At 46.5% G+C, this 25,214-nt stretch carries 20 protein-coding genes; 8 read left to right on the top strand and 12 right to left on the bottom strand.

Annotated elements, in window-relative coordinates; all coding sequences use genetic code 11:
- Positions 1–208: 208 nt before the first annotated feature.
- Entirely contained in the window at positions 209–1,321 is a 1,113-nt protein-coding gene (locus NIASO_RS00625) for an acyltransferase family protein (protein WP_245605207.1), read from the bottom strand.
- Between the two features lie 319 nt (positions 1,322–1,640).
- Here NIASO_RS00625 and leuB point away from each other — a divergent pair, with 319 nt between their 5' ends.
- Positions 1,641–2,711, top strand: coding sequence for a 3-isopropylmalate dehydrogenase (gene leuB, locus NIASO_RS00620; RefSeq protein ID WP_008582216.1), 1,071 nt, complete (start codon positions 1,641–1,643; stop codon positions 2,709–2,711).
- A 198-nt stretch (positions 2,712–2,909) separates the two neighbouring features.
- On the top strand, positions 2,910–3,569 hold the full coding sequence (locus NIASO_RS00615) for a hypothetical protein (RefSeq protein WP_025298574.1): 660 nt from the start codon (positions 2,910–2,912) through the stop codon (positions 3,567–3,569).
- Positions 3,570–3,590: 21 nt separating this feature from the next.
- Here the strand turns inward: NIASO_RS00615 and NIASO_RS00610 are convergent, their stop codons facing one another.
- Complete coding sequence (locus NIASO_RS00610) at positions 3,591–4,025, bottom strand: carboxymuconolactone decarboxylase family protein (protein ID WP_008582220.1); 435 nt, start codon at positions 4,023–4,025, stop codon at positions 3,591–3,593.
- Between the two features lie 205 nt (positions 4,026–4,230).
- Between NIASO_RS00610 and NIASO_RS00605 the strand changes: the two genes are divergently transcribed.
- On the top strand, positions 4,231–5,364 hold the full coding sequence (locus NIASO_RS00605) for a 5-(carboxyamino)imidazole ribonucleotide synthase (RefSeq protein ID WP_008582221.1): 1,134 nt from the start codon (positions 4,231–4,233) through the stop codon (positions 5,362–5,364).
- A gap of 152 nt (positions 5,365–5,516) precedes the next feature.
- Here NIASO_RS00605 and NIASO_RS20545 read toward each other — a convergent pair whose 3' ends face one another.
- On the bottom strand, positions 5,517–5,645 hold the full coding sequence (locus NIASO_RS20545; RefSeq protein ID WP_008582224.1) for a hypothetical protein: 129 nt from the start codon (positions 5,643–5,645) through the stop codon (positions 5,517–5,519).
- 27 nt (positions 5,646–5,672) lie between these two features.
- Between NIASO_RS20545 and NIASO_RS00600 the strand changes: the two genes are divergently transcribed.
- The 4 genes from NIASO_RS00600 (at position 5,673) to NIASO_RS00585 (ending at position 12,042) form a co-directional block, all read left to right on the top strand.
- Positions 5,673–6,713 carry an efflux RND transporter periplasmic adaptor subunit gene (locus NIASO_RS00600; RefSeq protein ID WP_008582225.1) on the top strand — a complete coding sequence of 347 codons (1,041 nt, stop codon included), beginning with the start codon at positions 5,673–5,675 and terminating at the stop codon, positions 6,711–6,713.
- Between the two features lie 37 nt (positions 6,714–6,750).
- Complete coding sequence (locus NIASO_RS00595; protein ID WP_008582227.1) at positions 6,751–9,867, top strand: efflux RND transporter permease subunit; 3,117 nt, start codon at positions 6,751–6,753, stop codon at positions 9,865–9,867.
- On the top strand, positions 9,857–11,206 hold the full coding sequence (locus NIASO_RS00590) for a TolC family protein (RefSeq protein WP_008582229.1): 1,350 nt from the start codon (positions 9,857–9,859) through the stop codon (positions 11,204–11,206). Before NIASO_RS00595 ends, NIASO_RS00590 begins: the two co-directional genes overlap by 11 nt.
- Positions 11,207–11,319: 113 nt before the next feature.
- Positions 11,320–12,042 (top strand): YoaK family protein, encoded by a 723-nt coding sequence (locus NIASO_RS00585; RefSeq protein ID WP_008582231.1) that lies wholly within the window; start codon positions 11,320–11,322, stop codon positions 12,040–12,042.
- A gap of 249 nt (positions 12,043–12,291) precedes the next feature.
- Here the strand turns inward: NIASO_RS00585 and NIASO_RS00580 are convergent, their stop codons facing one another.
- The 3 genes from NIASO_RS00580 to NIASO_RS19995 all read right to left on the bottom strand — a co-directional run bounded on the left by NIASO_RS00580 (position 12,292) and on the right by NIASO_RS19995 (position 15,684).
- Positions 12,292–13,452 (bottom strand): Gfo/Idh/MocA family protein, encoded by a 1,161-nt coding sequence (locus NIASO_RS00580; RefSeq protein ID WP_008582233.1) that lies wholly within the window; start codon positions 13,450–13,452, stop codon positions 12,292–12,294.
- A gap of 696 nt (positions 13,453–14,148) precedes the next feature.
- Complete coding sequence (locus NIASO_RS00575; protein ID WP_008582234.1) at positions 14,149–15,186, bottom strand: iron-sulfur cluster-binding domain-containing protein; 1,038 nt, start codon at positions 15,184–15,186, stop codon at positions 14,149–14,151.
- A gap of 81 nt (positions 15,187–15,267) precedes the next feature.
- On the bottom strand, positions 15,268–15,684 hold the full coding sequence (locus NIASO_RS19995; protein WP_008582236.1) for a hypothetical protein: 417 nt from the start codon (positions 15,682–15,684) through the stop codon (positions 15,268–15,270).
- Positions 15,685–15,960: 276 nt separating this feature from the next.
- Here NIASO_RS19995 and NIASO_RS00565 point away from each other — a divergent pair, with 276 nt between their 5' ends.
- Positions 15,961–16,608, top strand: coding sequence for a hypothetical protein (locus NIASO_RS00565; RefSeq protein ID WP_008582237.1), 648 nt, complete (start codon positions 15,961–15,963; stop codon positions 16,606–16,608).
- Between the two features lie 6 nt (positions 16,609–16,614).
- Here NIASO_RS00565 and NIASO_RS00560 read toward each other — a convergent pair whose 3' ends face one another.
- The 6 genes from NIASO_RS00560 to NIASO_RS00530 form a co-directional block, all read right to left on the bottom strand.
- Complete coding sequence (locus NIASO_RS00560) at positions 16,615–17,508, bottom strand: sucrase ferredoxin (protein ID WP_008582239.1); 894 nt, start codon at positions 17,506–17,508, stop codon at positions 16,615–16,617.
- Positions 17,509–17,525: 17 nt separating this feature from the next.
- Positions 17,526–18,716, bottom strand: coding sequence for a cupin domain-containing protein (locus NIASO_RS00555; RefSeq protein WP_008582241.1), 1,191 nt, complete (start codon positions 18,714–18,716; stop codon positions 17,526–17,528).
- Between the two features lie 77 nt (positions 18,717–18,793).
- Positions 18,794–19,003, bottom strand: coding sequence for a hypothetical protein (locus NIASO_RS00550; RefSeq protein WP_008582243.1), 210 nt, complete (start codon positions 19,001–19,003; stop codon positions 18,794–18,796).
- Positions 19,004–19,195: 192 nt separating this feature from the next.
- Positions 19,196–20,872 carry a glutamine--tRNA ligase/YqeY domain fusion protein gene (locus NIASO_RS00545; protein ID WP_008582245.1) on the bottom strand — a complete coding sequence of 559 codons (1,677 nt, stop codon included), beginning with the start codon at positions 20,870–20,872 and terminating at the stop codon, positions 19,196–19,198.
- A gap of 511 nt (positions 20,873–21,383) precedes the next feature.
- Positions 21,384–22,526 (bottom strand): DUF4185 domain-containing protein, encoded by a 1,143-nt coding sequence (locus tag NIASO_RS00535; protein WP_008582249.1) that lies wholly within the window; start codon positions 22,524–22,526, stop codon positions 21,384–21,386.
- A 44-nt stretch (positions 22,527–22,570) separates the two neighbouring features.
- Entirely contained in the window at positions 22,571–25,189 is a 2,619-nt protein-coding gene (locus NIASO_RS00530; RefSeq protein WP_008582250.1) for a GH116 family glycosyl hydrolase, read from the bottom strand.
- Positions 25,190–25,214 lie beyond the last annotated feature (25 nt).

Here is a 25,214-nt window from a genome sequence, read left to right as displayed (position 1 = left end):
CAACCGAACCGGCGGTTGCACCGCCGGCTATTAAAGGGCGACCCTTTCAGGGTCGATTCCAATGATATCTTCGGATTCCCTTAAGTAACCGACATTGAACAATGAATGGTGAATAAAATAGTTCAGGGTTGGAGCAGCATTCAGCATTACGCGTTTAGCCTTCCGCGTTGATCAACCAGCGATTTGTAATCTGTAACCTGCAAGCTCCCTACAACCTAAAAAAGATTTTCTTCTTATAAAGAAAATAACACATCCCCCACTCCAGTCCGAAAATACAAAGGGATGAAAGAATCGCCCGTGGCAGTTCAGGTACTTTTATTATTTGCATCAGGCCGCCGCTTATTGCGGTGATGTATTCATTAAACCACCGGTGCCCCACAATCTCGAAAAACAAATAAATGAAAAGTGAATTCATTCCGATCACCAGGAAAAACTGCAGCCGTTTTTTATGATTCAGCACATCGATCCACCAATAACAAAACGCCAGCCCCAACAAACACCAGCCTAACGAAGCCAGCGTAAAGGAGGAGGTTGCAATACGTTTTATAATGGGCGTAATACCGGCAGCGTCTAACCCATATCCCGCAACAAGGCAGATCGCTCCCCAAATTAAAAGCGGTTTTACTTTATTGCCCTTGTTGCTTAAAAACAGTTTGCCCGCCAAAGCGCCAGCGATGGTATGCACGGCAGTAGGAATACAATTGATGGCCACCCATCCCCCGCGATTTATTTTATTCATCAAAAGCAGGTCTACATAATTCCCGAAATTATGCTGGTCCGTAAACGGCTGATCAAAACCGGGGATATTGGTAAACCGGTACAGGGCCTCCGTTAATAATAAAAGCAGGGCGCAGACCACAAGCTGCGTCGTTACGCGCCATTCAAATATCAGAAAAGCGACCAGGGTTGTAAACGACAACTGCGTCAGTACATCCCACAACTCAAAGGACAAGCCTGTTTTCCTCACGGCATAGTCCAGTACCCCCCAAAAGAACAGCCACCCGCTGCGCCGTAACGTTTTTTTAAGCGACCGGTTCCAGGTATAATCCCGCTGCTTTTGTTTTTGGAGCGAATACGCCATTGCCACGCCGGCCATAAACATGAATCCCGGCTGAATGAGATCCCAAAAATGCAGGCCATGCCAGGGATGGTGAAAGAACTGCTGCATAATACCCTCAAACCAGGTACCGGCGGATGCATGGGATAAATGCTCGTATAAACCGGTGCTTTCCAGCGCCAGCAATACCATTATCAATCCACGCATAAAATCAAGCGAAAGCAATCGGGGCGATGGTTGTTGCATAAGCGAAAGATACTTCAATTTCTCTTATTTTTCACCAGTTCGCAACACCTCCAGGGCAACGCATAAACTCAAGAAATGCCATCCCGATAGCTATCGGGATGGCATTCGATAATAGTATTACAGGTATTAAAACCGGTATATGAGCAACTAAGCTATTTTTTTGTTCGCTCCATAGCTTTTTAAGCAAAGCCGGTACAGGGTTATAAACCGCCTGAAATGATTATAGTTTTTTTTAAAAAACAGCTCTGCTTCCTTATCTTAGAGGCCCGCCGAAGCGGTGTTTTAAATAATTTCTAACAAACAGGCCATATGGCTGAAAGCAATTAAAAGAAGGTTCATGAAAAAAAATATTCTCATTGTTCCCGGGGACGGGATTGGTCAGGAAGTGACCGCCGTAGGTAAAAAAGTATTAGATAAGATCGCAGCCAAATATGGTCATGAATTTGTTTATGATGAAGCGTTGATCGGTCATGCTGCTATTGAAGCAACAGGAAACCCGCTGCCGGATGAAAGCCTGGAAAAAATGAAAAAATCAGATGCCGTATTATTCGGTGCCGTAGGGCATCCCAAATACGATAATGACCCTTCTGCCAAAGTGCGGCCGGAACAGGGATTATTAAAGATGCGCAAAGAACTGGGTCTTTACGCCAACCTGCGCCCGATAAAATTATTCGACGAACTGCTGAGCGCCTCCAGCATTAAACCCGAGATCTTAAAAGGCGCGGATATCTTATTTTTCCGCGAGTTGACCGGCGACATTTATTTTGGGGAAAAAGGCCGCAAAGACAACGGCGATACCGCTTATGATATCGCACAATACAGTCGTTACGAAGTAGAGCGTATCGCCCGCAAAGCCTTTGAAGCCGCCCGCACCCGTGGTAAAAAATTGTGCTCGGTTGATAAAGCCAATGTGATTGAGACCAGTCGCCTCTGGCGCGAAGTGGTGCAGCAGGTAGCTAAAGAATATCCCGATGTGCAGGTAGAGCACCAGTTTGTGGATGCTACCGCCATGTTGTTGATCAAAGACCCTAAACGTTTTGATGTAGTGGTTACAGCTAACTTATTTGGTGACATTCTCACAGATGAAGCTTCCCAGATCGCCGGATCAATGGGTATGCTGGCTTCGGCTTCTATAGGCGACGGCACCGGCGTTTATGAACCGATACATGGCTCAGCGCACGATATTACCGGCAAAGGCATTGCCAACCCTATGGCTTCTGTATTGTCCGCGGCGTTGTTGCTCGATATTTCTTTTGGTCTGAAAAAAGAAAGCGAAGACGTGATCAATGCGGTGGACCAGGTATTAAAAGCCGGATTCCGCACGGGCGATATTGCAGATAGCACCACTCCGAAAGAAAAAATATTGGGAACAGACGCTATTGGTTTGGAAATTTTAAGCCGGATTTAAAGGCACTCCGGTATTTATTGTAAGATCCTATTTTCAGGCGATTGCGGGGCATGTTTAAAAATAAATATGCCCCGGATCATGGAAAATAGGATTTTTTGAATTAACTTAACAGTGGCAAATCCGTCTTTTAAAAGATGGGTTTTATGTAATGGACTTTGATGAGGACAGGGATGTATTTAACCAATAAAACTTGTCACTATGTTCCAGCAACAAACAACTCCCCTAAACAACGATTGTGGGAAGCATGTACCGGCACCCCCATTCAACAACCGCATTTTCCTGAGCACTGTTCCTTTTTTCCTCGCCCTGGCATTAAGTATTGTTTTTGCCGGTTGCACTTCGAAGGCTAATGAAAAAGAACCGGATGCAAAAACAATTCAGGCCGACAAAGATTCGATCATGGCCACGATCGAAAAAGAAAGTAAATCCTTTTTTGCCCGCGACTACGACACCTGGAAGTCGACTTACGCCCAGGACGATTATGCCTTTCAGGCCTGGAGCAACCGGGATGGCACTTTTGACGCAAGCGTAGGCTGGCCCGATATTGATAATACGATCGGAAAGTATATCCATGACAACCCCCAACCCCAGACGAACCTGGCGCCCATCGAAAGAAAACAGATCCGGTTCAAATTCTATGGGCCCGATGCCTGTTTTTTAACCTGGGACCAGTTTAACAGTAACAAAGACAGCAGTTACCGGCACAGTAAGGAGGTTCGGGTAATGGAAAAGAAAAACGGCCAGTGGAAGATCGTTTGCGTTGCGGCTTTCTGGGATTATAACAACCTCATTCCCGCAAGCCAGCTAAAAGATATTCAGAAGCTGGATAAAGAAAGCAGGGGTACGGATAAAATATAAAACAGTGCGTGCCGGAAACAATTATTTTTCCGGCACCTTGTGAAAGGTGATCGCCACCCGGTTCAGCATATTCATGTGCGCGATGGCAAAGCTGAGGTCGAGCAGGTCCTTGTCATTAAAATATTGCCGGGCCTTTTCATATACCCCGTCACTCACTTCCTGGTCCGGAAGCAGCGTAACTTCTTCGGCCAGCGCCAATGCCGCCCGTTCTGCTTCCGTAAAAAAAGGCATATGCTTCCAGTTGGAAACGGCATTCAGTTTGCGGCCCTCCACGCCGGCTTTTATAGCATCCTGCCAGTGCAGGTCCACACAATAGGGACAACCGTTTATCTGGGACACTTTCAGATATACGATATCCAATAATGCCGGGGAAAGAGCGCTGTTCCTCAGATATCCATACATACCCAACAGGGCTCTGTACCCTTCAGGCGATGCTTTACTGTAATCAAGACGCATACAATTTATTTTAGAGAATTATAAAACACGAATGTACAAAACGGGATATAATATTTCCCGCTGATTTCGCGGATCAGCATGCAGCACAGATCTAAGCAGATGAGGCCGCCCTGTTTATCAGCGCCTATTTCGCGAAAATTCAGCCTGTTGCCATCCCACACAGATTTAAGAATGCCAGACAGCCTCCCTTCCCTATCTTTGCGCCATGCAAAAAGTAGGTATCCTAGGAGGTGGTCAGTTAGGCCGCATGTTATTACAGGCGGCGGCCAATTACCCGGTTGAAACATTTGTACTTGAAAATGATGACCATTGTCCGGCGGCACATCTCTGCGACCATTTTACCAAAGGAGATATCAAAGATTATGACGCCGTTTACAATTTTGGCAAGAACCTGGATACCATCACCATTGAAATCGAGAATGTAAATGTGGATGCCCTGGAGGCGCTCGAAAAAGAAGGGGTAACGGTGATCCCGCATCCTTCTGTATTGAGAACGATCCGCAACAAAGCCACTCAGAAAAAATATTATACCGACCACCAGATACCTACATCCGAATATATACTTACCCATAATATCCAGGAGCTGGCGGACCAGGCGCATTTTTTCCCGGCGGTGCACAAAATCGCTGAAGGCGGCTACGATGGCCGTGGGGTGCAGATCATAGAAACTGAACAGGACGTTGCAAAGGGTTTTGACGCTATGTCGGTGCTGGAAAAACAGGTAACCATCGAAAAGGAAATAGCGTTCATGATTGCCATTTCCCGCTCGGGCGATATAGCCATCTACCCTCCGGTACAAATGATCTTTGATAAAGGGTTGAACCTGCTCGATTTCCAGTTATGCCCCGCCGAAATGGAAGAAAAAACCTATTGGAAGGCGGAAGCCATTGCATTAACGACCGTAAAGAACTTTAACTCTCCCGGTATTTTCGCCGTTGAACTTTTTGTAACCCCCGAAGGCAATGTGCTGGTTAATGAAACCGCCCCCCGCGTGCATAACAGCGGTCATCACACCATTGAAGCCCATTACAGTTCGCAGTTTGATATGGTTTGGCGCATCCTGCTAAATTATCCTTTGGGTAGCACCGAGGCGATCATGCCCTCGGTAATGCTTAATATTCTGGGGAAAGACGGTTTTTCCGGCGAAGCCCACTATGAGGGCCTGAAGGAGCTGTTGAAAATAGAGAACGCTTTTTTTCACCTGTATGGCAAAAAGCAAACCAAGCCCGGCCGCAAAATGGGCCATGTAACCGTCATCAGCAATGAAAAGGCTGATTTATTACATAAGGCTAATAAAATTAAACATGGGCTTTCCGTAATCAGCCACACCAGGGATTAGGCAGCGGGAATCCATTTTCCTCTTCTGAAAGGCCCGGCAGGTCAACCCTTCCGGGCAATCAAACCGGTCCCGGAGTAAAAAACACGTCTTCCTGCCCTGAGCTGCGTCCTATAACTAACTGATGGGAAACCTCTGAAAATCAGGCCGGTACTTTATTTCAGCTCTGCAGCAGCGCGCTCCTGCCCTCTAAATAAAAAAAGAACGCTTCTCCTTTTTACATAATTAAAATACAGATCTTTACACAAGGTTTTGACCACAAAAGCGTCTAACAATCTTAACATATTATCGTTTAACTAAAACCACAACATTTGATCCTGAAATCAACGGCCTCCTGCCTGTTACTGGCAGTGTGCATACTGGCTTGTACTGAGAAGAAAAAAACAGCAGCGCCGAATCAAAAACGGGGGAGCGAAAAGGTAGATGTCTATATTGTAAAAACCGAGCCTTATTCTGAAACCATTGAGGTACCAGGATCGATTGTTGCCAATGAGGTTACTGAAATCCATCCCGAAGTTTCGGGGAGGGTGGTACAACTGAATGTCAGGGAAGGCCAGTTCGTATCCCGGGGTGTGGTGCTGGCCAGGATCTATGATGGCGACCTGCAGGCCCAACTGAACAAATTGGAGGCCCAGCTAAAAATAGCACAGGTCAATGAGAACCGCGCGCAGCAACTGGTCAATATTCAGGGCATCAGCAAACAGGATTATGACAACAGCGTGCTGGCCGTAAAAAATATTCAGGCCGACATGGCGCTGGTTAAAACCGAAATATCAAGAACAATTGTTCGTGCGCCTTTCAGTGGTAAAATGGGTTTAAAAGAAATCAGCCCGGGAGCTTATGTATCACCTGCAACTGTTATTGCTACCATCAACCAGGTAAGCGCTTTAAAAATTGATTTTACCGTTCCCGAAAAATATACTGGTCAGATATTGAATGGCCAAATAGTAAATTTCACCGTGGAAGGCAGTCCCCGCGCTTATACAGCAAAAGTAATGGCGCGGGAATCCAATATTACTGTTACTAACAGAAGCTTAACGGTCCGGGGCCTGGTTACGGGAAGCACCCAGGGACTGATCCCCGGATCCTTTGCTAAAGTAACGATCAATTTTGCTCCAAGGCCAAATACAGTTTTTATACCTACCCAATCCGTTATTCCCAATATAAGAGGCAAGCAAGTACTATTGGTAACAGGTGGTAAAGCCTTGTTTTCAGATGTGGAAACAGGTGCCAGGGACTCTTCCCGGGTAGAAATATTAAAGGGCTTAAAACAGGGGGATACCATTCTTACCACTGGCATTATGACCACCCGGCCAGGGTCAAAGATCAGGATAAATAAAATAGTTAATTGATAATTAAACTCAACTTAATTATCAAAAAAAAGAGGTAATGAATATTTCGGAGTTAAGTTTACGAAGGCCGGTCTTAGCAATCGTGATGAACATCGTCATCATCGTATTTGGTATTATCGGCTTTAAATTTTTAGGAGTGCGCGATTATCCGGCCATCGATCCGCCCAATATCAGCGTGCGTACCAGCTATGCCGGGGCCAACGCTGATATTGTTGAGTCGCAAATAACCGAGCCCCTTGAAGATGCCATAAACGGGATCCCCGGAATCCGGAACATCACTTCCAGCAGCAGTAACGGAAGCAGTAATATTAATGTTGAATTTGATGTAGGCGCTGATCTGGAAACGGCGGCCAATGACGTACGGGATAAAGTTTCAGCAGCCCAAAGACAACTGCCGCCCGATCTTGAAGCCCCCTCCTCCGTTAGCAAGGCTGATGCGAGCGCCGACCCGATATTGGCCATGACGGTGCAAAGCGACACCAAAAATCCTATGGAACTGACCGAATATGCCACCAATGTGCTTGTAGACCGGTTGCAAACCATTCCAGGGGTGAGCAGTATTGATACCTGGGGCGAAAAACGGTTCGCCATGCGTCTTTGGCTCGACCCTAATAAAATGGCCGCATTTGGAATTACTTCGGGCGACATACAAACAGCCTTGCAGCGGGAGAATATTGAGTTACCTTCAGGAAAACTGACCGGTGATAATACAGAGCTGACCATACGGACCTTTGGCCGGCTTGATACGGAAGAAGAATTTGCAAATATTGTTATTAAAAATATAAACGGCGCCGATATACGGGTAAAAGATGTGGCCAAAGTGGTGCTGGGGCCGGAGAATGAAGAATCGCAGTTAAAAGAAAGCGCCGTTCCCATGATCGCTTTGGCGGTGGTACCGCAACCCGGCGCCAATTACGTTTCCATTTCTGACGAATTTTACAAACGCATCGAAGAGATCAAAAAAGAAGTTCCGAAGGATATAAAACTGAATATCGCCCTGGACCAGACCGATTATATTAAAAAATCGATCACCGAAGTTGAAGAAACCCTTTTTATAGCTATTGGCCTGGTAATTATTATCATTTATCTTTTTTTCAGGGACTGGATCCTTTCCATACGCCCCCTTTTAGATATCCCGGTTTCCCTGATCGGTGCTTTCTTTATTATGTACCTCCTGGGGTATACCATCAATGTGCTTTCACTACTTGCCATTGTTTTGGCAACAGGGCTGGTGGTAGATGACGGGATCGTAGTGACGGAGAATATTTTCAAAAGGCTTGAAAAAGGCGTGGGCAAACACAAGGCGGCGCTCGACGGCTCAAAAGAAATATACTTTGCCGTTATTGCCACGTCGATCACCCTGGCGGTCGTTTTCCTCCCCATTGTGTTCCTGCAGGGATTTGTAGGACGGCTTTTCAGGGAATTTGGTATTGTGGTAGCCGGTGCGGTATTGATATCGGCATTCGTATCGCTCACCCTAACGCCGGTGCTGAATGTGCTGGTTGCAAAAAAAGATGTGCATAAGCATTCCTGGTTCTATAAAAAGACCGAGCCTTTTTTTACAGGCATGGAGCGGCTGTATGAAAAAAGCCTGAAAGGGTTTATGAAAATAAGATGGATGGCCTGGGTACTGATAGCCGCCTGCCTGGGCATCATTGTTTTCGTGGGCACCCATATACAATCAGAGCTGGCGCCGATGGAAGACAAGAGCCAGTTCCGGCTCAACCTCACCGCGCCGGAAGGAACTTCGTTCTACGCAATGGATAAATATGTTGACAAAGTATCCCAGTTCCTGATCGATTCCGTTCCGGAAAATGAGATCGTCCTTTCCGTTACCGGTTCCCGTTCCAGCGGCAATGCCAACTCAGGGTTTGTAAGGGTGCGGCTGGTACCGCCCGGTGAGCGAAAGCGGTCGCAAAAAGAGATTGTGGAGTATGTAAACCGGCATATTTCAAAATTCACCGAGGCGCGCGCATTTGCTATACAGGATCAAACCATACAGGTAAACCGGCGCGGCGGGCAGGCGGTTCAGTTTGTGCTCCAGAATAATAATTTTGATACCCTGTCTGTGGTATTGCCCCGCTTCCTGGAGGAAGTGAGCGAAAGCCCTGTTTTTCAGCAGGCGGATGCCGACCTGAAATTTAACAAGCCTGAACTGAGGGTGCATGTAGACCGGTTAAAAGCGGCCCAGTTGGGCGTTACCATTGCCGATGTATCGCAGGCATTACAAACCGCCTACAGCAATCAGCGGCTGGGCTATTTTACCCGCAGCGGCAAACAATACCAAGTGATGGCCCAGGTAGACCGGATCAACCGGGACGACCCCAATGATCTTAAAAAAATATACGTAAGAAATAGTGCCGGGCAGCTTATCAGCCTGGATAATATCACCACCGCAGTAGAATCCACCACACCGCCTACCATTTATCATTTTAACCGGTATAAATCTGCTACCATTTCCGCAGGGCTTACAGAGGGGCATACGGTTGGCGACGGAGTGGCGGAAATGAACCGCATCGCCACAAAAGTGCTGAATGAATCCTTTACTACATCACTGACCGGCTCCGCGCGTGACTTTGCGGAAAGCAGCGGTAATACCAGTTTTGCTTTTCTGCTGGCGCTGGGACTTATTTATCTCATCCTTGCCGCACAATTTGAAAGTTTTGTTGATCCGTTTATTATCATGATCACCGTACCGCTGGCATTAGCAGGCGCCTTGTTATCTTTATGGATCTTTGGTCAGACCCTGAATATATTTTCCCAGATAGGGATGATCATGCTGATTGGCCTGGTTACCAAGAACGGGATCCTTATTGTTGAATTTGCCAACCAAAGCCGGAAGCGGAAAATGGGCAAGGCCGATGCGGTAGTTTTCGCTGCCGGGCAACGGCTGCGCCCCATATTAATGACCAGCATGGCCATGGCCCTGGGCGCCTTGCCTATCGCCCTTTCATTGGGCGCCGCCGCCACCAGCCGTATCCCTTTAGGGATCGTAATTGTGGGCGGGATCATCTTCTCGCTGGCATTAACCCTTTATGTAATTCCGGCTGTGTACAGCTATATGTCCGCCAACAAAAAAAATAAAGAATTTGACGAAGTGCTTCAGGCGGAAGAAGCCACACAACCCCCACACCCCCTGGACAATGAGGAATAAGCTTATTAAAATACTTCCTGCCGTTGCAGGTATTATACTGTTACTGGTGAAACCTGCGGCAGCACAGCGCATCCTTACACTTGATGAAGCAATTGCAACCGCTTTACAGAACAATTATGATATCCAGCTTTCCCGGAATGATTCGTTGGTTGCCGCAATTGACTACAGTTACCGGAACACAGCTTTTCTGCCCACACTAAATGGGGCAGCCGGTTATACCAAAAACAATAATAACCAGAAACAAACGCTGGCGGACAAATCAGAGCGAAAATCAAACGGGATCAAGAGTAACAATGTACAGGCCAATGTGGCACTGAACTGGGTGTTGTTCGACGGATTGAAAATGTTTGCCACACGAGACAAAGCCGCTGCGCTGCTAGCTTCCGGATCCTATACCGCCCGAGAGCAGGTCATTAACACCATCGCCGCTGTTATCAGCAATTATTATGCAATTGCCCGCAACAAACAATTAATAGCCGCCACGGATGTGCAGATCGACCTGAATGCTGAGCGCGCTAAACTGGCGCAAAACAAGCTGGATATTGGCGTGGGCGCCAAGCCGGATGTGCTCCAGAGCAAAGTAGACCTTAACAGCCAGAAGGCTTTGCGCATGCAGCAGGTAACCCAGGTAGAACAATTGAAAGAACAACTGGCCCAGGCGATGAACAGCAAAATAACCGGCGCTTCGTTCGATATACCGGATACTATTCCCCTTACCTCGACGCTGAATCTTGGAGATCTGCAGGAAGGGATCGAACAAACCAGTCCGGCCCTGCTGCTGGCCCGCTCCCAGGTGGATGTTGCCGGCTATGCTTTAAAAGAAAGCAAGGCGGAGCTACTGCCTACGCTCTCTTTTAATTCCATGTACAATTTCAGCAGAACCAATAACCAGAAAGTGATCAACCAGTTCTCCCCTTTGTTTAACCAGAGCAATGGTTACAACTACGGGCTGAGCGCTAATATTCCTATCTTCAACCGGTTTGCCGCGAGAAGGGATATTAAGCAAAGCAAACTATTATTGAATATGCAGCAGCTCAATTATGAAAGCCAGCGTTCCCAACTGAACCTGGCGATCGTAAATGCCTATAAAAGCTATGATGAGCAAAAACGTGCCCTGAAACTTGAAGAGGAAAATATCCTGCTGGCAAAAGAAAATGTATCGATCGTTTTTGAAACGTACAAATTAGGCATGGCTACTTTAGTACAACTGCGCGAAGCGCAACTAAGCCTGGCCCAGGCCTACGACCGCCTGATCGCCGCCCGGTATAATGCCAAAGTTTCTGAGATAGAATTAATGCGCTTGAAAGGCGTTATCCTGAAACAGGACGCCGCGCATTGACCGGCATCCCTGTCCGGATTTTATTTGTTACTTTTATGATGAACCATTCTATGTACCTATGTAGTTAACTTTTTGCTTTTGCTGATCTTGTTTGTTGGATCTATTTTTGATATATGTTTAGACACAGGGGCAGGGCCCGTACATTAGTGCATAACCTGAAGCTGGCTTCGCTGCTTTCTTTTGTTGCGGGCATTGTAAATGTGGCCGGTTTTTTCTCCGTGCAGCGATTAACAACAAATGTAACGGGGCACTTTGCCTATTTTGCCGACGAAGTAGTAAAACAGCATTTTTTTACGGCCGGGCTTTATCTCCTGTACATCATTTGTTTTTTGCTGGGCGCTTTTTTCTCTAATCTGCTGATTGAGCTTACATCCAAAGTGAATCAGCGTTATGCCAATGCAATACCGGTGCTGGCGGAACTGGTATTGCTTACGGTTGTTGCAGTGCTGCCGGCAACTATCATGCAGCGCTATGCCGATAGTGTCGTATGCACGTTACTATTTACCATGGGATTGCAAAATGCACTGGTTACAAAAATCTCTGATTCCGTAGTACGAACCACCCACCTCACAGGACTGTTTACCGACCTGGGTATTGAATTGTCTCAGCTATTTTTTTACCGCAGACCAGAGCAACTGAGTCGTTTAAACGCCTCCGTAAAATTGCGCTTTGCTATTATTAGCTTTTTTTTCCTGGGCGGTGTGATCGGCGGCCTGGGTTACACCCGGTATAATAACCGGATCTTATTCCTCGCTATTGGCTGTTTATTTGTCGGGATCATTTACAGCGATGTCCGGTATCGTTATCTGCTCTTAAAAAAGAAACATATTAAGTAGCCTCCATCATCCGATATCGGATTCGAATCCGACGCCAGTATGAAGAGAAATCCCGTTTTTTTGACAACGAAATTTCTCTTCATCCGCCTTTGGCGGACTCATCGAAATGGCGATAAAAAAAATTAACCATTAAGAAATTAAGAATATTAAGGGACACCTTAACGAACTTAACCCCTTAATGCCCGTCCGAACGGATCATCCGGGCGGCGTTTTTTATTATCTCTCAATTATTTAGTTAACGGGGATATATTACATCTCAAAATCCCACCATTTCTGATCCGAATTTGCCGAAGCAACTACGTTGTCGATAAAAGCCATTCCCCTAACGCCATCATCAACAGACGGGAAATCGAGGCTTTCTTTTGAAGGCGTTTCATTATTCAGCCGGGCACGCAAGGTCTCCGCAAAATTCCGGTAATGATTGGCAAAAGCCTCCAGGTAGCCTTCCGGATGCCCCCCGGGTGTACGGGTATTATGTTTAGCGTAGTTGCCGAGGTAGCCGTTACCCGCTCGATACACCTGCGTAGGCGCATCCAGCCATTTTACCAGCAGGGTATTGGGCTCCTGCTGGTGCCACTCCAGTCCGCCCTTTTCTCCATATATTTTTATTTTCAGGGCATTCTCCTCACCGGCAGCCACCTGGCTCGCGATCAGTACTCCTGAGGCACCCTGGTCAAATTTCAATAATACTGCGCCATCGTCATCCAGCCGGCGGCCTTCAACGATTGTATTCAGGTCTGCGCACATCTTTATTATTTTCTGTCCGGTTATATATTCCGCAAGGTTAGCAGCATGGGTCCCTATATCGCCCATACAACCGCTTTTGCCGCTCTTTGACGGGTCCGTACGCCAGGCCGCCTGGGCATTCCCTTCCCGTTCGGTCAGCCGGCTGAGCCAGCCCTGCGGATATTCTACATATATTTTTCTTATTTTCCCAAATGCGCCTTCCGCTACCATTTGCCGCGCCTGCTTTACCATAGGGTAGCCCGTATAAGTATGGGTTAAGCAAAGCAGCAGCCCGGAATCTTTTACTTTTTTTTGCAATTGCCTGGCTTCATCCAGGCTAAACACCATCGGTTTTTCAATTACCACATGAAAGCCGTGCTCCAGTGCCAGCATCGCCGGTGCAAAGTGCACAAAATTGGGCGTAACAATGGATACAAAGTGCATACGTTTGTCTGCCGGTAATTCACTTTCCTTTTTTATCATTTCCTCATAACTGGAATAGATGCGGTCATCAGGCAAAAAAAGCATCTCCCCCGATTCTTTGGCCACTTCCGGATGCACGCTTAACGCCCCGCAACACAATTCGATTTGTCCATCCATATTCTGCGCCAGGCGATGTATGGCGCCGATAAAAGCATCTTTGCCCCCACCAATCATACCTACCCTCAGTTTTTCTCTTTTCATGTGTGTATTTTTAATTAAAAGGATGGTTACGAATATACAGATTTCTCTTAATAAATTCCCTGCGGGATACATGGTAAACACCTTTGAATGTAAAATAAAGAATTTGAATAAGAAATGTAGAAGGGCGTTATTCGATAACATTTAATGTTCGTTCTTTTTGATATGTTGCAACCTGGAACAGAAAGCATCAGAACGCACCACCCCGGCAGTCGTTCCAGTTTCTCTAAAAGAAATGACATTGCCTTGCGGATATTCAATCGGTATTAATTGCAAAATATCCTGTAGTATCGGAATGACTTTTCACGATCAACTTAACACTGATGAAAAACAAGAGGAGCGGCATCGCCTCTAAAAGATTTTTATCTGCCGGGTAAACTTTGAGCGATGGAAAACAAGATCGTTCCGTTTTCCCGCCAGCAACCGGCACACGGCATCTGGATCCCGGCGATAAACACAGGCTTAATAAAAATGGTACAGATTAAAAAGGATATTTAAGAACAGTTAGTTTTGGCTGGATACATTTTTTGGAAATAGTCAACCTGCTCCTAAGCGGTTATGTAACACAAAAGTACCTGCAACCCGGATATTATTTCGGAAAATTCGCCGAAACCGCGGTTCTATCCTGTGAATACTTCCATTTTCCGGACAAAGCTCATGGGGCCGCCTTATTCGCCAACCCGAATCATCTTAAAACAATCAAAAGACTACTGTTGCATCCCCTTCAACAGGATATCCCTGGCAGGTTAGCACGCGCCCTTTAGCCAATTCCTCTTCGGTCAGCACCTCATTATAGGCCATCCATATTTTTCCGCTGGTACAGGTTGCCACACAACTGCCGCATTGCCCCGATTCGCAACTGTACGGAACCGCAATGCCCGCCCTTTTTGCCGCCGCGGTGATGGTATGCGGATATTGGACGGTTACTTCATAACGGCGTCCGGCAATATAAAACAGCACCTTGTGAGCCGCCGTATCAGGCGGTTTCGGATGTAACACGTTTTTAAAAGGGAAAAAATCCTCTTTGAAAATTTGTTGTTTTAATACGCCATTGCTTTTTAGTGAAATATCCGCCATCACCATATAATCATAGGGCCCGCATATATAGAAGCTGGTGTGGGCTTTCGCTGCGCCCAAATTATTTTCTATAAAGTCCGTCAGCACATAATGGCTCAGTCTTCGATGCAGCACTTTTTCGTGATCGCTAAACTTAAAATAAATGATAAACCGTTCACTATAGCTTGCCTGCAGGTTTTTTAACGCCTCGTAAAAAATAGTGTCTTTTTCCGAGCGATTGCTATACAGCAGGATCACTTTTTCCTTCGTGGTGGTTAGTAGCGTTTTTATAAGCGCATAACAAGGCGTAATACCGCTGCCTGCTGCAAGAAAACAGAATACCTTCCCGGTTGTAGTTTTGGGCAATACAAAAAAACCGCCGATGCCAGAAGAAAGCAAAATCGTTCCTATCGTTGCTTTATAGACCAGTTGCCTGCTGAACTCTCCATTGTCTAATTTCTTAACGGTAAAGGATAGAAAATTATCAGTATCCGGACTGGAGGAAATAGAAAAGGAGCGGCGTTGTTCTCCCAAATGATTGTAAAAAACAAGCGTAATAAACTGACCCGCTTTGTACACCGGCCCCCATCCTTCCATTGGTTCCACGATAAACGTTTTGGCATCATTGGTTTCCGTTACAACATTTATGATCTTCAGTTTTTTTATAATTGTGGTATCCATCCGGATAAAAATACATCGTTTAAAACAAAATGGCGCATCGCTGCGCCATTATTGATCAATATTGAATAGAGACAAATTTTATTATTGCTTAACGTATTCTTTGTGACCGTTTTTATTAATGTAATAGGTTCCGCCCCTGGGCCCTCTGTACAAGGTTCTGCCTTTCGCATCAGTGCCAATTGTCTGGTCTGCAGACGGTGCCTTTTGTGCAACTGCGGGACGCGGAGCCACTACCGGGGCCGGGGCTGTTTTTTTAGCAACCGCAGCTTTTGCTTTGGGAGCGGGTGCAGGTGCAACAGGGGCCGGAGCTACAGGCGCTTGCGCCTGGGCCTTTGCCGCTTCTTTATTCGCTTTTAAACGCATATCCGGCTTGCCGGATTTGGTAAGCCCTGTAGCTTTCTTTGATGCCTTCGCGGTTGTTGCCGGTGTTGCTGTTTGTGCCTGCGTCGCTGCACACAGACCTCCACTCAGGATCAATGCAAGAAGTAAACGTTTCATCTCTTTTTAGTTTTAAAGGTTTTAAACAATATGAGTTTTATAAACTAATTGAAGTTAGAGCCGTTTCTGATCAAAAAAAGAACCAGTGGCTCAACAGGCGATAACAATCGGTCAACAAGAATATCTCAAAGTTGAATGCCGACCAGCAGGCAGCGATTTTTCATTACCAATATGGTATACCCTTTCGATATTACCAGAAACTGTATCTACTATTTGGCAGAATTTATTCTGTAAAAAGCAGAATTCATTTAAATTTGATCAGCCAAAACGGGTATCATGAAAAAAACGGCCCTCCCTCTACATCTGTTGCTATTCTATTTAATAACCGGCTGCGGTACGGGTTCTTTCAGCAATTACTCCAACTCCGAAGAAGAAGCCTCGTTTGACACTACCGCAACACTTCCTTACGCCGCTGTAAAAAGCCCCCCGGGTACAGCCGTTCATGCATCCGACTGTGTAAGAGGGATCCCCGCTCCGATCGTGAGGAAGAAAGTCTTTCCAAAAACAAATTTTGTTTTACAAAAAGACAGCCTTAGCGGTGTTGAAACGGTGTTATTTGACAATAGCGACAAGCTTACCATCACCAATACAGGTTGTGCGTATTGCTCTCTGATTTTCCGGTTTGAAACTTCCCGGTTTAACCGCGACTCAGTTTCTCAAAAATACTGGTTTAAAGCCGGGAGCATGCTTATGAAAGAAGTGCTGCAGGGCCTGAATGCCCCTATTGATTTAGCAAAGGGCATCCACAAGCTCGATGATTTAATTCAGCATACCGCTGATAACAAGCATGGGCGGCTTGCCTTTGGGAAAGAGTTCGATTACGGTTCGGAAAATATGCGCAGCATTGTTATGCTGGACCCGGTGGAGCGGGTACAAAATGGGGCCACCATCGTGACCGTTTCCTTTTCCGTGGGGCCATTGTAGCCTGCATTAAATTTTTTCGATGGCTTCCGGCAGATACTTGGTAATAGTTCCCGTTTTGGATGCTTTGCAGGTAAGCAGATACGGGTAAGGAATGGTTTCTTTGCGAATGGTTAGCTGAAAGCTGGTATTTACGGTTGAGGCAATAACACGGAAACGATTTGCTTCCTCTGCTACTGATTCTATGCTCATTGCGAAACCGAGCGAAAAATCGTTCAGCCGCTCCCGTAACAGGCACTCTATCGATTGATGAAAAAACGACCGGGTGCAGCTCCCCCGGTAATTAGGATAATAAATTTGCCGGCGGCTTGTTGCTTCCAGGATCGGATCTACATCTTCCACCATTACACGGCCGTAATAAATACCTACCGGCATACACACCACATTTGCAGCAAACCGGTCGCCCCCAACGTGTGTGCTCTCAAAAACAGCAACCCGGCTTTCATGATTTTCAATAAACTTGAAAACAGGGAATCCGAACTTGGCGCAACATTTATCTTTTTTCCCATTAGTGCATACCACAAAAAACGGATCTGATTCCCAAATGGTTCCCGGATGTTCCATGTAGTGCTCAAGCCGGATGGCCGCTACATCTGCGGTATTGGCGCTTAACCGCAGGTAACGTTGCCGTAAACAATCTACGTATAAAAGATGACAGGTCCGGGTATTACTGCTCCTGTTCCTTATCAGCAACAGCTTTGCTTTTTTACGTTTTGCAAGATCCTGCAGGCTGGCTATAAACTGCTGATCAAAATGAGCTGCGTTTATTTTTTCCGGAAACGGATCAAAATGCTCCAGCAGGATAAATCCATTGTAATTAGCTGCGGTTCCATGAATATCTTCTTTAAAATACCTGGAAGCCGCGCTGCAAAAAAATACGTTCTCTGTTTGTTTCTTACTCAAAAGAAATATATAATCGGTTAATGGCGCTCTAACAGATGCACCACGCCTTCTTTAATTAATTTAATTATGAGAGCCCGTTTGCTGTCCGGGTCTATTTCACCCGGCAGTTCCCGCAGGGTAACACTGGTAGTTTCAAATATTATGTCAATAACCGGTTTTAAAGATTGCGGAAAGCTGATAATCTTTCCAAAACATTTGACATATACCTGGCCGTTCTGCATGCCCCGCTCAAAAAACACTTCCCGGTTTAGCCGTATCACGGAGTCCTCATGTAGCTTATCCAATTGCAGCAGGCTTCCAAAATAATTATGCAATGCCTGCGGCTGTATTTTTTCGTATTGAGCGGTTAGCTTTTTCAACACGTCCTCCGCATCCAGTTGATCGATTGTATTTTTTAACAATGCGGTTTTTTCCTTTACGATGCTTTCTATATCGCTCCGCCAGAATGGAATCGCTTCCCTGAATGTTTTTTCATTTTCTAACTGACCAAATAATTCTGCGAAATAGCGCACCCAGGTAAAGGATAAAATCCCGATGGTAATATGCGCCGATATCCCGTCGTCCGCAACCGCATCGTGCACATAGCCCCGGGGTACATAAAGAAAATCGCCGGGGGCCAGTTGGATCGTTTGCAGGGGCTGTTTGGAATAATCATTACTCACAAACCCCTGGCTTTTCGTTGGTAGTTCCTTTTCAAATCCGTACAAATGCCAGGTCTTTGTGCCCGAGAGCTGCAGTACAAAAACGTCGTGCGTATCCCAATGCGGATTAAATCCCTGCGATTTATTGGGAGTAAGATACAGGTTTGCCTGAACCGGTGCATTAAACCTGCGGGAGAGCTCCATGCAGCAGGCCGACAAATGGTCAAAATACCGCTGCCCCGCTTGTACAACCAGCGTAGCGCCATCATTAAATAAGGCAAATGCTTTTTCCGTATTAACAATACCATCTTTCTTGTGATGACCAATGGGAACACCCTTTAGCGTATATTCTCCCGAAGGGATTTCCTTGCCGTCCCTCACAATTCTTAATGATGGATAAAAAATATCCTGCCGGTCCAGGAAGGCAGAGAGCTCGGAAGCGGTAAGAACGTCTTTATAATAATCAGTATTATTTCGCTGAATATGTAACAGGTCCTTTTCATGATAGGCGTTAAAAAATGCCTCCGTATTAAACGGAGCAATTAATTTATCAAAAAAGAAGGCCATGTAGTTATTTTATTCAAGATACTAAAAAAAGCTGCAGCATAAAAAACACCACAGCTTTTTGCTAATTCATTTCCGGATCAGGCATTATCAGCACCGTCTGCATCTCCCCCATCGCCATCTTCTCCCCCATCACCATCCGCCCCTCCGTCGCCGTCTGAAGCATCCGAACCGTCGCCATCGCTACCATCCCCATCGGCCCCGTCACCATCCATTTCGGTAATAGTGTTTCCTGTAATACGCGTCACCTGCAATTCATCCTCAGTAAAAACCGTTTCATTCAGTTCCATAACCAAAAATTTAAAGAGTTTTGAAATCGTTTACTACAGTAAGTTACCTCTTTTTTGGGGAACCGCTTATCCGAAGGGTAAAATTTAATACTTTATTAATTTTCTACCCGTTAAGTATTTCGCAGCCGGCGATTTTTTTGCCGCTGAAGCACTGAGGGCATTCAACAATTGTTATACCTTATCTAAGAGCCCTTACTTACTGCCCGCTTTTGCCCAACTGTCCTTTAAAGTAACCGTGCGGTTAAAGATCAGGTGCGTGGCGGTGCTGTCCGGATCCAGCGTAAAATAACCTTTCCGTAAAAACTGGAAGCGGTCCGTAACCACAGCGGCTTTTAGCGCCGGTTCGGCCCATGCTTTTTCAACAATTTTTAACGAGTCCTTATTGATATAGTCAGTGAATGCACCTTCTTCATCCGAAGGGTTTTCCACGGTGAATAAGCGATCGTATTCGTTCACCTGAACCGGTATGCAGTCTTTGGCATTCACCCAATGCAGCGTTCCTTTTACATGCAACCCAGAGGTGTCTTCGCCACTTTTACTATTGGGAAAATAAGTACAGTTCAACTGAACAATATTACCCGTCTCATCCTTCACCACTTCATCACACTGGATAATATAGGCGCTCTTCAGGCGCACTTGTTTGCCCGGCGCCAGGCGGAAATATTTTTTTGGTGGATCTTCCATAAAGTCTTCCCGCTCTATATACAACTCATTACTGAAAGTAATTTCCCTGCTGCCACCATTGGCATCCTCAGGATTATTTTCTGAAGACAGCAATTCGCCGGTTCCTTCATAATTCGTAAGCATCACTTTCAACGGATCAAATACCACCATCCGTCGCAGGGCGATTTTATTAAGATGCTCCCGCGCGCAAAATTCCAGCAACCCCAATTCCACAATATTATCTCTTTTTCCCACTCCAATACGCCCGGTAAAATCCCGGATGCTTTCAGGGGTATAGCCTCTTCTTCTTAATCCGGAAATGGTAGGCATCCGCGGGTCATCCCAGCCGCTCACATATTGCTCATTCACCAGTTGCAGCAACTTGCGTTTGCTCATGACCGTATGGGAAAGGTTACGGCGCGCAAACTCATACTGGTGGGAGGGATAGATCTCCAGTTTTTCGATCAGCCAGTTATACACTTCGCGGTGCGGCACGAATTCCATGGTGCAAACGGAATGGGTAATATGTTCAATAGAATCGCTTTGCCCGTGAGCAAAGTCATACATCGGGTAAATATTCCATTTATCGCCCGTACGGTGATGATGGGCATGTTTGATACGGTACAGGATCGGGTCGCGCATGATCATATTGGGGGATGCCATATCGATTTTTGCCCGCAACACTTTTTCCCCATCCTTATATTTTCCGTCGCGCATGGCTTCAAACAACTCCAGGTTTTCGGCTACGCTTCTTTCTGCGAACTGGTTCCGGCGCCCCGGCTGCGTGGGCGTTCCTTTTTGAGCAGCGATCTCCTCGCTGGTGCTGTCATCAACATAGGCCAGGCCTTCGTTAATCAGCTTTATTGCAAAGGCATACAACTGGTCAAAATAATCGGATGCGTAAAATTCATTTTTCCATTGAAATCCCAGCCATTGAATGTCCTGTTTGATGCTCTCTACATATTCGGTATCTTCCGTAACCGGGTTGGTATCATCAAACCGCAGGTTGGTATAGCCCCCGTATTGTTGTGTAAGGCCAAAATTCAAACAAATACTGCTGGCGTGGCCAATATGCAGGTAGCCGTTGGGTTCCGGCGGAAAACGGGTAACGATTGATTTATATTTCCCTGACGCCAGGTCGGCTTCCACGATCTCTTCCAGGAAATTCAGACTTTTTTGTTCTTCTGCTTTATTTTCTCCGTTCATAGTCTGCAAATTTAGCAGATTGGCCGATAATATGCCACAGAAGCCCTGAAGCACAGAAAAATCTCTGTGACCTATGTTTTCTTGGCTTTACATTGAGAAGGACGTAATCAAAAAGTATTTTTTAGCCGGCTATGGGTGAAGGCAACAAGCGATTAAAAAATCTTGTTCATGACTTTTAAGCTCAAATGGATCGTGCCAATGGCACTCAATTCTCTACCAGGCCCTTTAATCCGGAATAAATTCCGGATTTATCTGATGAAGAAGCCTCTGGCTTTCTGCAACGTAAAGGGTATCATCGTACCGAACCTGAACGCCCAATCCGTGAATTTGGAAGAGGCGTGGCCTCGGTTTAATGAGTTAACAAGGGACTGAAGGAAACCAGAGAGCCATCGGCCCATCCAACCGGTCTATCCGGGCGGGCCCGGCCTATAAATCTTTATTCTGTGGTTATGTTTCTGAACTTTTGAAACAATTTCATCAGCATACGCCCTTTTTTGAACGGAGATCAATACTAAAATGCACTTTTCCTGCCTGGGAGTGCGGAAGCCGGCTTTAAATCAACCCGCATTAGAAACACATTGTAGTCGTTCCAGATTGACATCAGGAAAAAAAGCTGCGCTTCATTATTGGCGACCGGATATATGAAAGAGCCGTACAAACCGGGGTATTCTGAGGAGCGAACCACTATTTTCGGCGCACTCCAGGGACCGGTTACCTGCGGTGCGTCTCGCAGCACAATTGCCTTTTTACTTACATCAAGATAAGTGGCGATCCAGCGGCGGAATTTAGTATTATACGTTACAGACAGTTCCCCGGCGGGAGCGTCAATTACTTTACGGGCCTGTTCTTCGCCGCCGCTCACCCAGCCCTTTATGCCGTTCCAATATTCATACCTTTCCGGTATTTCCATTTCCTGTTCGCGGACCCTTGCCAGATAAATGGCCCCATGCCTTCCCGGTGGGGTTCCGAACAGATACACCCAACCGTCTTTTTTTGCAAAGGCCGCCTGCCCGAATTTGCTTGCTGGTGAAAAAAGAACCCTGCACTTACTCCAGGTTCTTCCCTGATCTGCGGATTTAAACAAAGCGGAGTAATTAGTGGTCCAGTAACCGGGGGCGCCCCAGCAATTTATATTCATGCAATGCACAAAATCCGCATTACCTGCATGAATAGCAGCAGTAGGGATCATGGTACGGTCACCTTTGCAATTCGCGTCGTGCCTGCTAGCGATCACTTCCTTTGCCTCCTGCCCTTTATCAGGCAGCATACCCGAAAAGGAGAGTCCATCCTGCAGGTTTTCATCTGTTGAAAATGCAAGGACGTTGGAACGCCAGCCTGTTGCATTGCCTGGCCCACCCGTACCCGGTACAAAATCGCGCCCATAGGTATCTCCAAAAAAAAGTCCTTTAATACCTTTTCCCATATCCCATGCAATGCCCAGGTCAGTGCCGCCAACATTATAGCGTACCGCCGTATTGTTAGGGCTGGGGCAGTTGTCCTTTTTAAGCGCCGCACCGGTTACCCGGGCGATTCTTTTTAAATTAACCGGTACTATTTCATTTTGCGCTGCGACCGGCAATGAATCTTTATAGGGTATTTTATTGATCCCCCGGCAACTGATCATCGTCAACAGGGAAAGTAAAAACAGCGGCATCCGTTTTGTTTAAGAATTTCCGTAAAGGATTTGATGAGAAAATATTATGCAGTTTGCACGACCACATCGTTAACCTCAATTTTCCCGGACGCCACCTGCACTTCAGCCTTGCCTCCTTTATAACGCACCGTTCCAAAACCTGTAGCAGTGGCCAGGAAGCAGGTAAAATCGCCGATGCGCGAAAGCACATATAACTTTTTTTCCACGGCGTCATACCTTAATCCGGTAAGCCCTTGCATCAACCCATAACTGGACATCGCCCTTGCATACCAGTGTCCGCACTCATATTCATTAAAAGGGTTCCGGATGCGGCCATCATACCGGTTGCGGCAGGCCTTTACAATATCGAGCCCTTTTTCTACAGCCCCCATCAACATTAAATGCGCCGCAACCTGATACTCAATACCTGTCCATACTTCATTGCTGTACACAAAAGGCAAAGACAATTTCCCGCCTTTAGGCCAGGTGCATAACAACAAGCCGCCCTCATGCCCCATGGCGTAAGCCGGCCGCTGGGGGTTAACATGATCTTTAAGCGTCGCTTTTAAATTATACTTGTGAACCGAAAGCAGGTGGCCGGTAATTTTTCGCTTGTCAACAGGATCTTCCAGGCCGCACATCGCTGCGATCCAGCTCCCCAATACGCCGTCTGACAAACAACCTTTACCATACTGATACTTCGGTCCTTCTTTTTTTAATATTTCTATGGCTTCCTGCGAATAATTGCCTCCAAAAGATTGGGCCCGGGCGGGGTTTTGTGCTTTAAGCCCTTCCCATTGTATCTGCTGAAAGAAAAACTCGCCGTTGAACAACCGGGTTTCCAGAAACATTTTCCCTTTCTTCAATAAGGAGCTGTAACCCGTTATATCCTCCTTCAGGAATTGCCCCATGGCTATTATAGATTGCAGGGCGCCGAGGTAAAAGGTCGTGCACATGGGATCGGGTCCCCAGAACTCGATGTCATAGGTATTATGGTGCGGTTCCTCCAACACCCCCTTCTTCCCGGGATCCCAGGTTTCGATACAATAATCAAGACTTCGTTTTACCAGGGGATAGATCTTTTTCAGCCAGGTATGGTTCCCGCTGATGCGCCATTCCCGGTGCACTTTCATAATGCCGCCCAACTGTCCGTCTGCGGCCGCGTGAAAATCGTGTTTCACCGGGCTGATGGGCATATTAGCCCTAAAGGTCTGATGGCCCTGCGCGCTTTGATCTTCACAAAATTCGGTATTCCGCAATCCTCTTTCCAACCCGGGAAACAAATGGCAAACGGCCTGCGCATAGTTCCACACATGGGTGCAGGTGCCGTGACAGCAGCCATTATCATCACCACATCCTTCCCAGGCCCACATGCGCCCATCATACTGGCGCAACACCGTAGGCGATTTTAATATGGTCAGATTTGCCGCAACGGCCTCCAATACCTCTGCCGGCAACGTGCTGCTGTAAAACGCCTCTTTAAATAGCGTTGATTTATGTTTAAGCGAATCATACTCCCGTGTCCAATAATCCACTACGGCCTCCAGGTTTTTAAATTTAGCCGCATACCAGGGTTTGTATTTGTTACCTGTAAATTTTGGATACTCTTCCAGCCCGGAATCCGCCGGCGTAATGCAACATGCGGCGCTGTGACAGTTTTCTTTTCCATCCGGCCCCTTATCCTGTATACTCAGATCTGATTCCGGCACATACCAGGCCATCATTACCCTTATTATTTTTTTTGCACCGGGGGCTAACTTAAAGGGAACAAATAGTGAAGCGCCGGGCGCATCGGCCGCTACCGGAGGTGTGTTACTAACTTTTCCATCCGCTATCGTATTCCAGATCATGGTTACGGGATCAAACCAGCCGCCCCTGAACCAGCAATAATCTACTACCGGCTGTTCATTGGCGGTAGTATAAATAGCAAAGTCCGTTTGAGTGAACGGCTTATCCTTACCCTGTCCCTGCGAAAGAATAAAACCATTTTCCAGCTTGCGGATCCCTGCTTTTTCACCCCTTGCTACAAAGTTTTTTGCATTGTAAGAAAAAACGGCTTCAACTGTTTTTGAAGACCTGTTTGCAAATGTATACTCCAATGCTCCTACCGGAATACCTGAGTTATCCTCATCTCCCGGAATAAAAGGGCTCCAGCCGTTTATTGCCACATCCATCGGCATTTCATTGTCTTTTAGCTCAATCGTCCCAAATGGGAAGCGGGCTAAAAACGAGGCGTTGTCAAAACGAGGCAGCCCGTAGTTGGTGCCGCTCGCTCCGTTGCCGGTACCCCGCTGACCAAAGATTTTCCATTCCGGTACCGGCCCCTCCAGTACTTTCGCCATAGGTTGCGCCCCTTTTATGGCTATTGCTGCAAATATATTGGGCTCAAAAAATATCTCCGGGTGGTTGTTGATGGACATATGTGAAACCGCACCCGATCCTTCCAGGCAAAACATTCCGGCACCCAACCCTCCAATAGGAAATGCCACCCGTGAAAGGTGTTCATCCCGGTAGGCGCTGTTGTAAGCCCTGGAGGTCCGGGGTGTTTCTTCTTTTCCTGACAAGACGGAATCGATATTTTTTTCACCCGCAACAACGGCACCCGCCACCCCGGAGGTTACTGTGGCTAAACCGCCTAACCCAACTTTTTTTAGAAACGATCTTCTGCTTTTATAATTATCCATCCCGCGCATTTTTATTTTTATAAAA

The organism is Niabella soli DSM 19437, assembly GCF_000243115.2.
GTDB classification, from domain to species: Bacteria; Bacteroidota; Bacteroidia; order Chitinophagales; family Chitinophagaceae; genus Niabella; species Niabella soli.
This window is presented reverse-complemented; position numbering and strand designations above follow the sequence as displayed.

Bases quoted from the DNA above. Each gene is read 5' to 3' on its own strand.
- leuB (WP_008582216.1), top strand. From the start codon at position 1,641: ATGAAAAAAAATATTCTCATTGTTCCCGGGGACGGGATTGGTCAGGAA.
- NIASO_RS00615 (WP_025298574.1), top strand. From the start codon at position 2,910: ATGTTCCAGCAACAAACAACTCCCCTAAACAACGATTGTGGGAAGCAT.
- NIASO_RS00610 (WP_008582220.1), bottom strand. From the start codon at position 4,025: ATGCGTCTTGATTACAGTAAAGCATCGCCTGAAGGGTACAGAGCCCTG.
- NIASO_RS00605 (WP_008582221.1), top strand. From the start codon at position 4,231: ATGCAAAAAGTAGGTATCCTAGGAGGTGGTCAGTTAGGCCGCATGTTA.
- NIASO_RS20545 (WP_008582224.1), bottom strand. From the start codon at position 5,645: ATGTTAAGATTGTTAGACGCTTTTGTGGTCAAAACCTTGTGTAAAGAT.
- NIASO_RS00595 (WP_008582227.1), top strand. From the start codon at position 6,751: ATGAATATTTCGGAGTTAAGTTTACGAAGGCCGGTCTTAGCAATCGTG.
- NIASO_RS00590 (WP_008582229.1), top strand. From the start codon at position 9,857: ATGAGGAATAAGCTTATTAAAATACTTCCTGCCGTTGCAGGTATTATA.
- NIASO_RS00585 (WP_008582231.1), top strand. From the start codon at position 11,320: ATGTTTAGACACAGGGGCAGGGCCCGTACATTAGTGCATAACCTGAAG.
- NIASO_RS00580 (WP_008582233.1), bottom strand. From the start codon at position 13,452: ATGAAAAGAGAAAAACTGAGGGTAGGTATGATTGGTGGGGGCAAAGAT.
- NIASO_RS00575 (WP_008582234.1), bottom strand. From the start codon at position 15,186: ATGGATACCACAATTATAAAAAAACTGAAGATCATAAATGTTGTAACG.
- NIASO_RS19995 (WP_008582236.1), bottom strand. From the start codon at position 15,684: ATGAAACGTTTACTTCTTGCATTGATCCTGAGTGGAGGTCTGTGTGCA.
- NIASO_RS00565 (WP_008582237.1), top strand. From the start codon at position 15,961: ATGAAAAAAACGGCCCTCCCTCTACATCTGTTGCTATTCTATTTAATA.
- NIASO_RS00555 (WP_008582241.1), bottom strand. From the start codon at position 18,716: ATGGCCTTCTTTTTTGATAAATTAATTGCTCCGTTTAATACGGAGGCA.
- NIASO_RS00550 (WP_008582243.1), bottom strand. From the start codon at position 19,003: ATGGAACTGAATGAAACGGTTTTTACTGAGGATGAATTGCAGGTGACG.
- NIASO_RS00545 (WP_008582245.1), bottom strand. From the start codon at position 20,872: ATGAACGGAGAAAATAAAGCAGAAGAACAAAAAAGTCTGAATTTCCTG.
- NIASO_RS00535 (WP_008582249.1), bottom strand. From the start codon at position 22,526: ATGCCGCTGTTTTTACTTTCCCTGTTGACGATGATCAGTTGCCGGGGG.
- NIASO_RS00530 (WP_008582250.1), bottom strand. From the start codon at position 25,189: ATGGATAATTATAAAAGCAGAAGATCGTTTCTAAAAAAAGTTGGGTTA.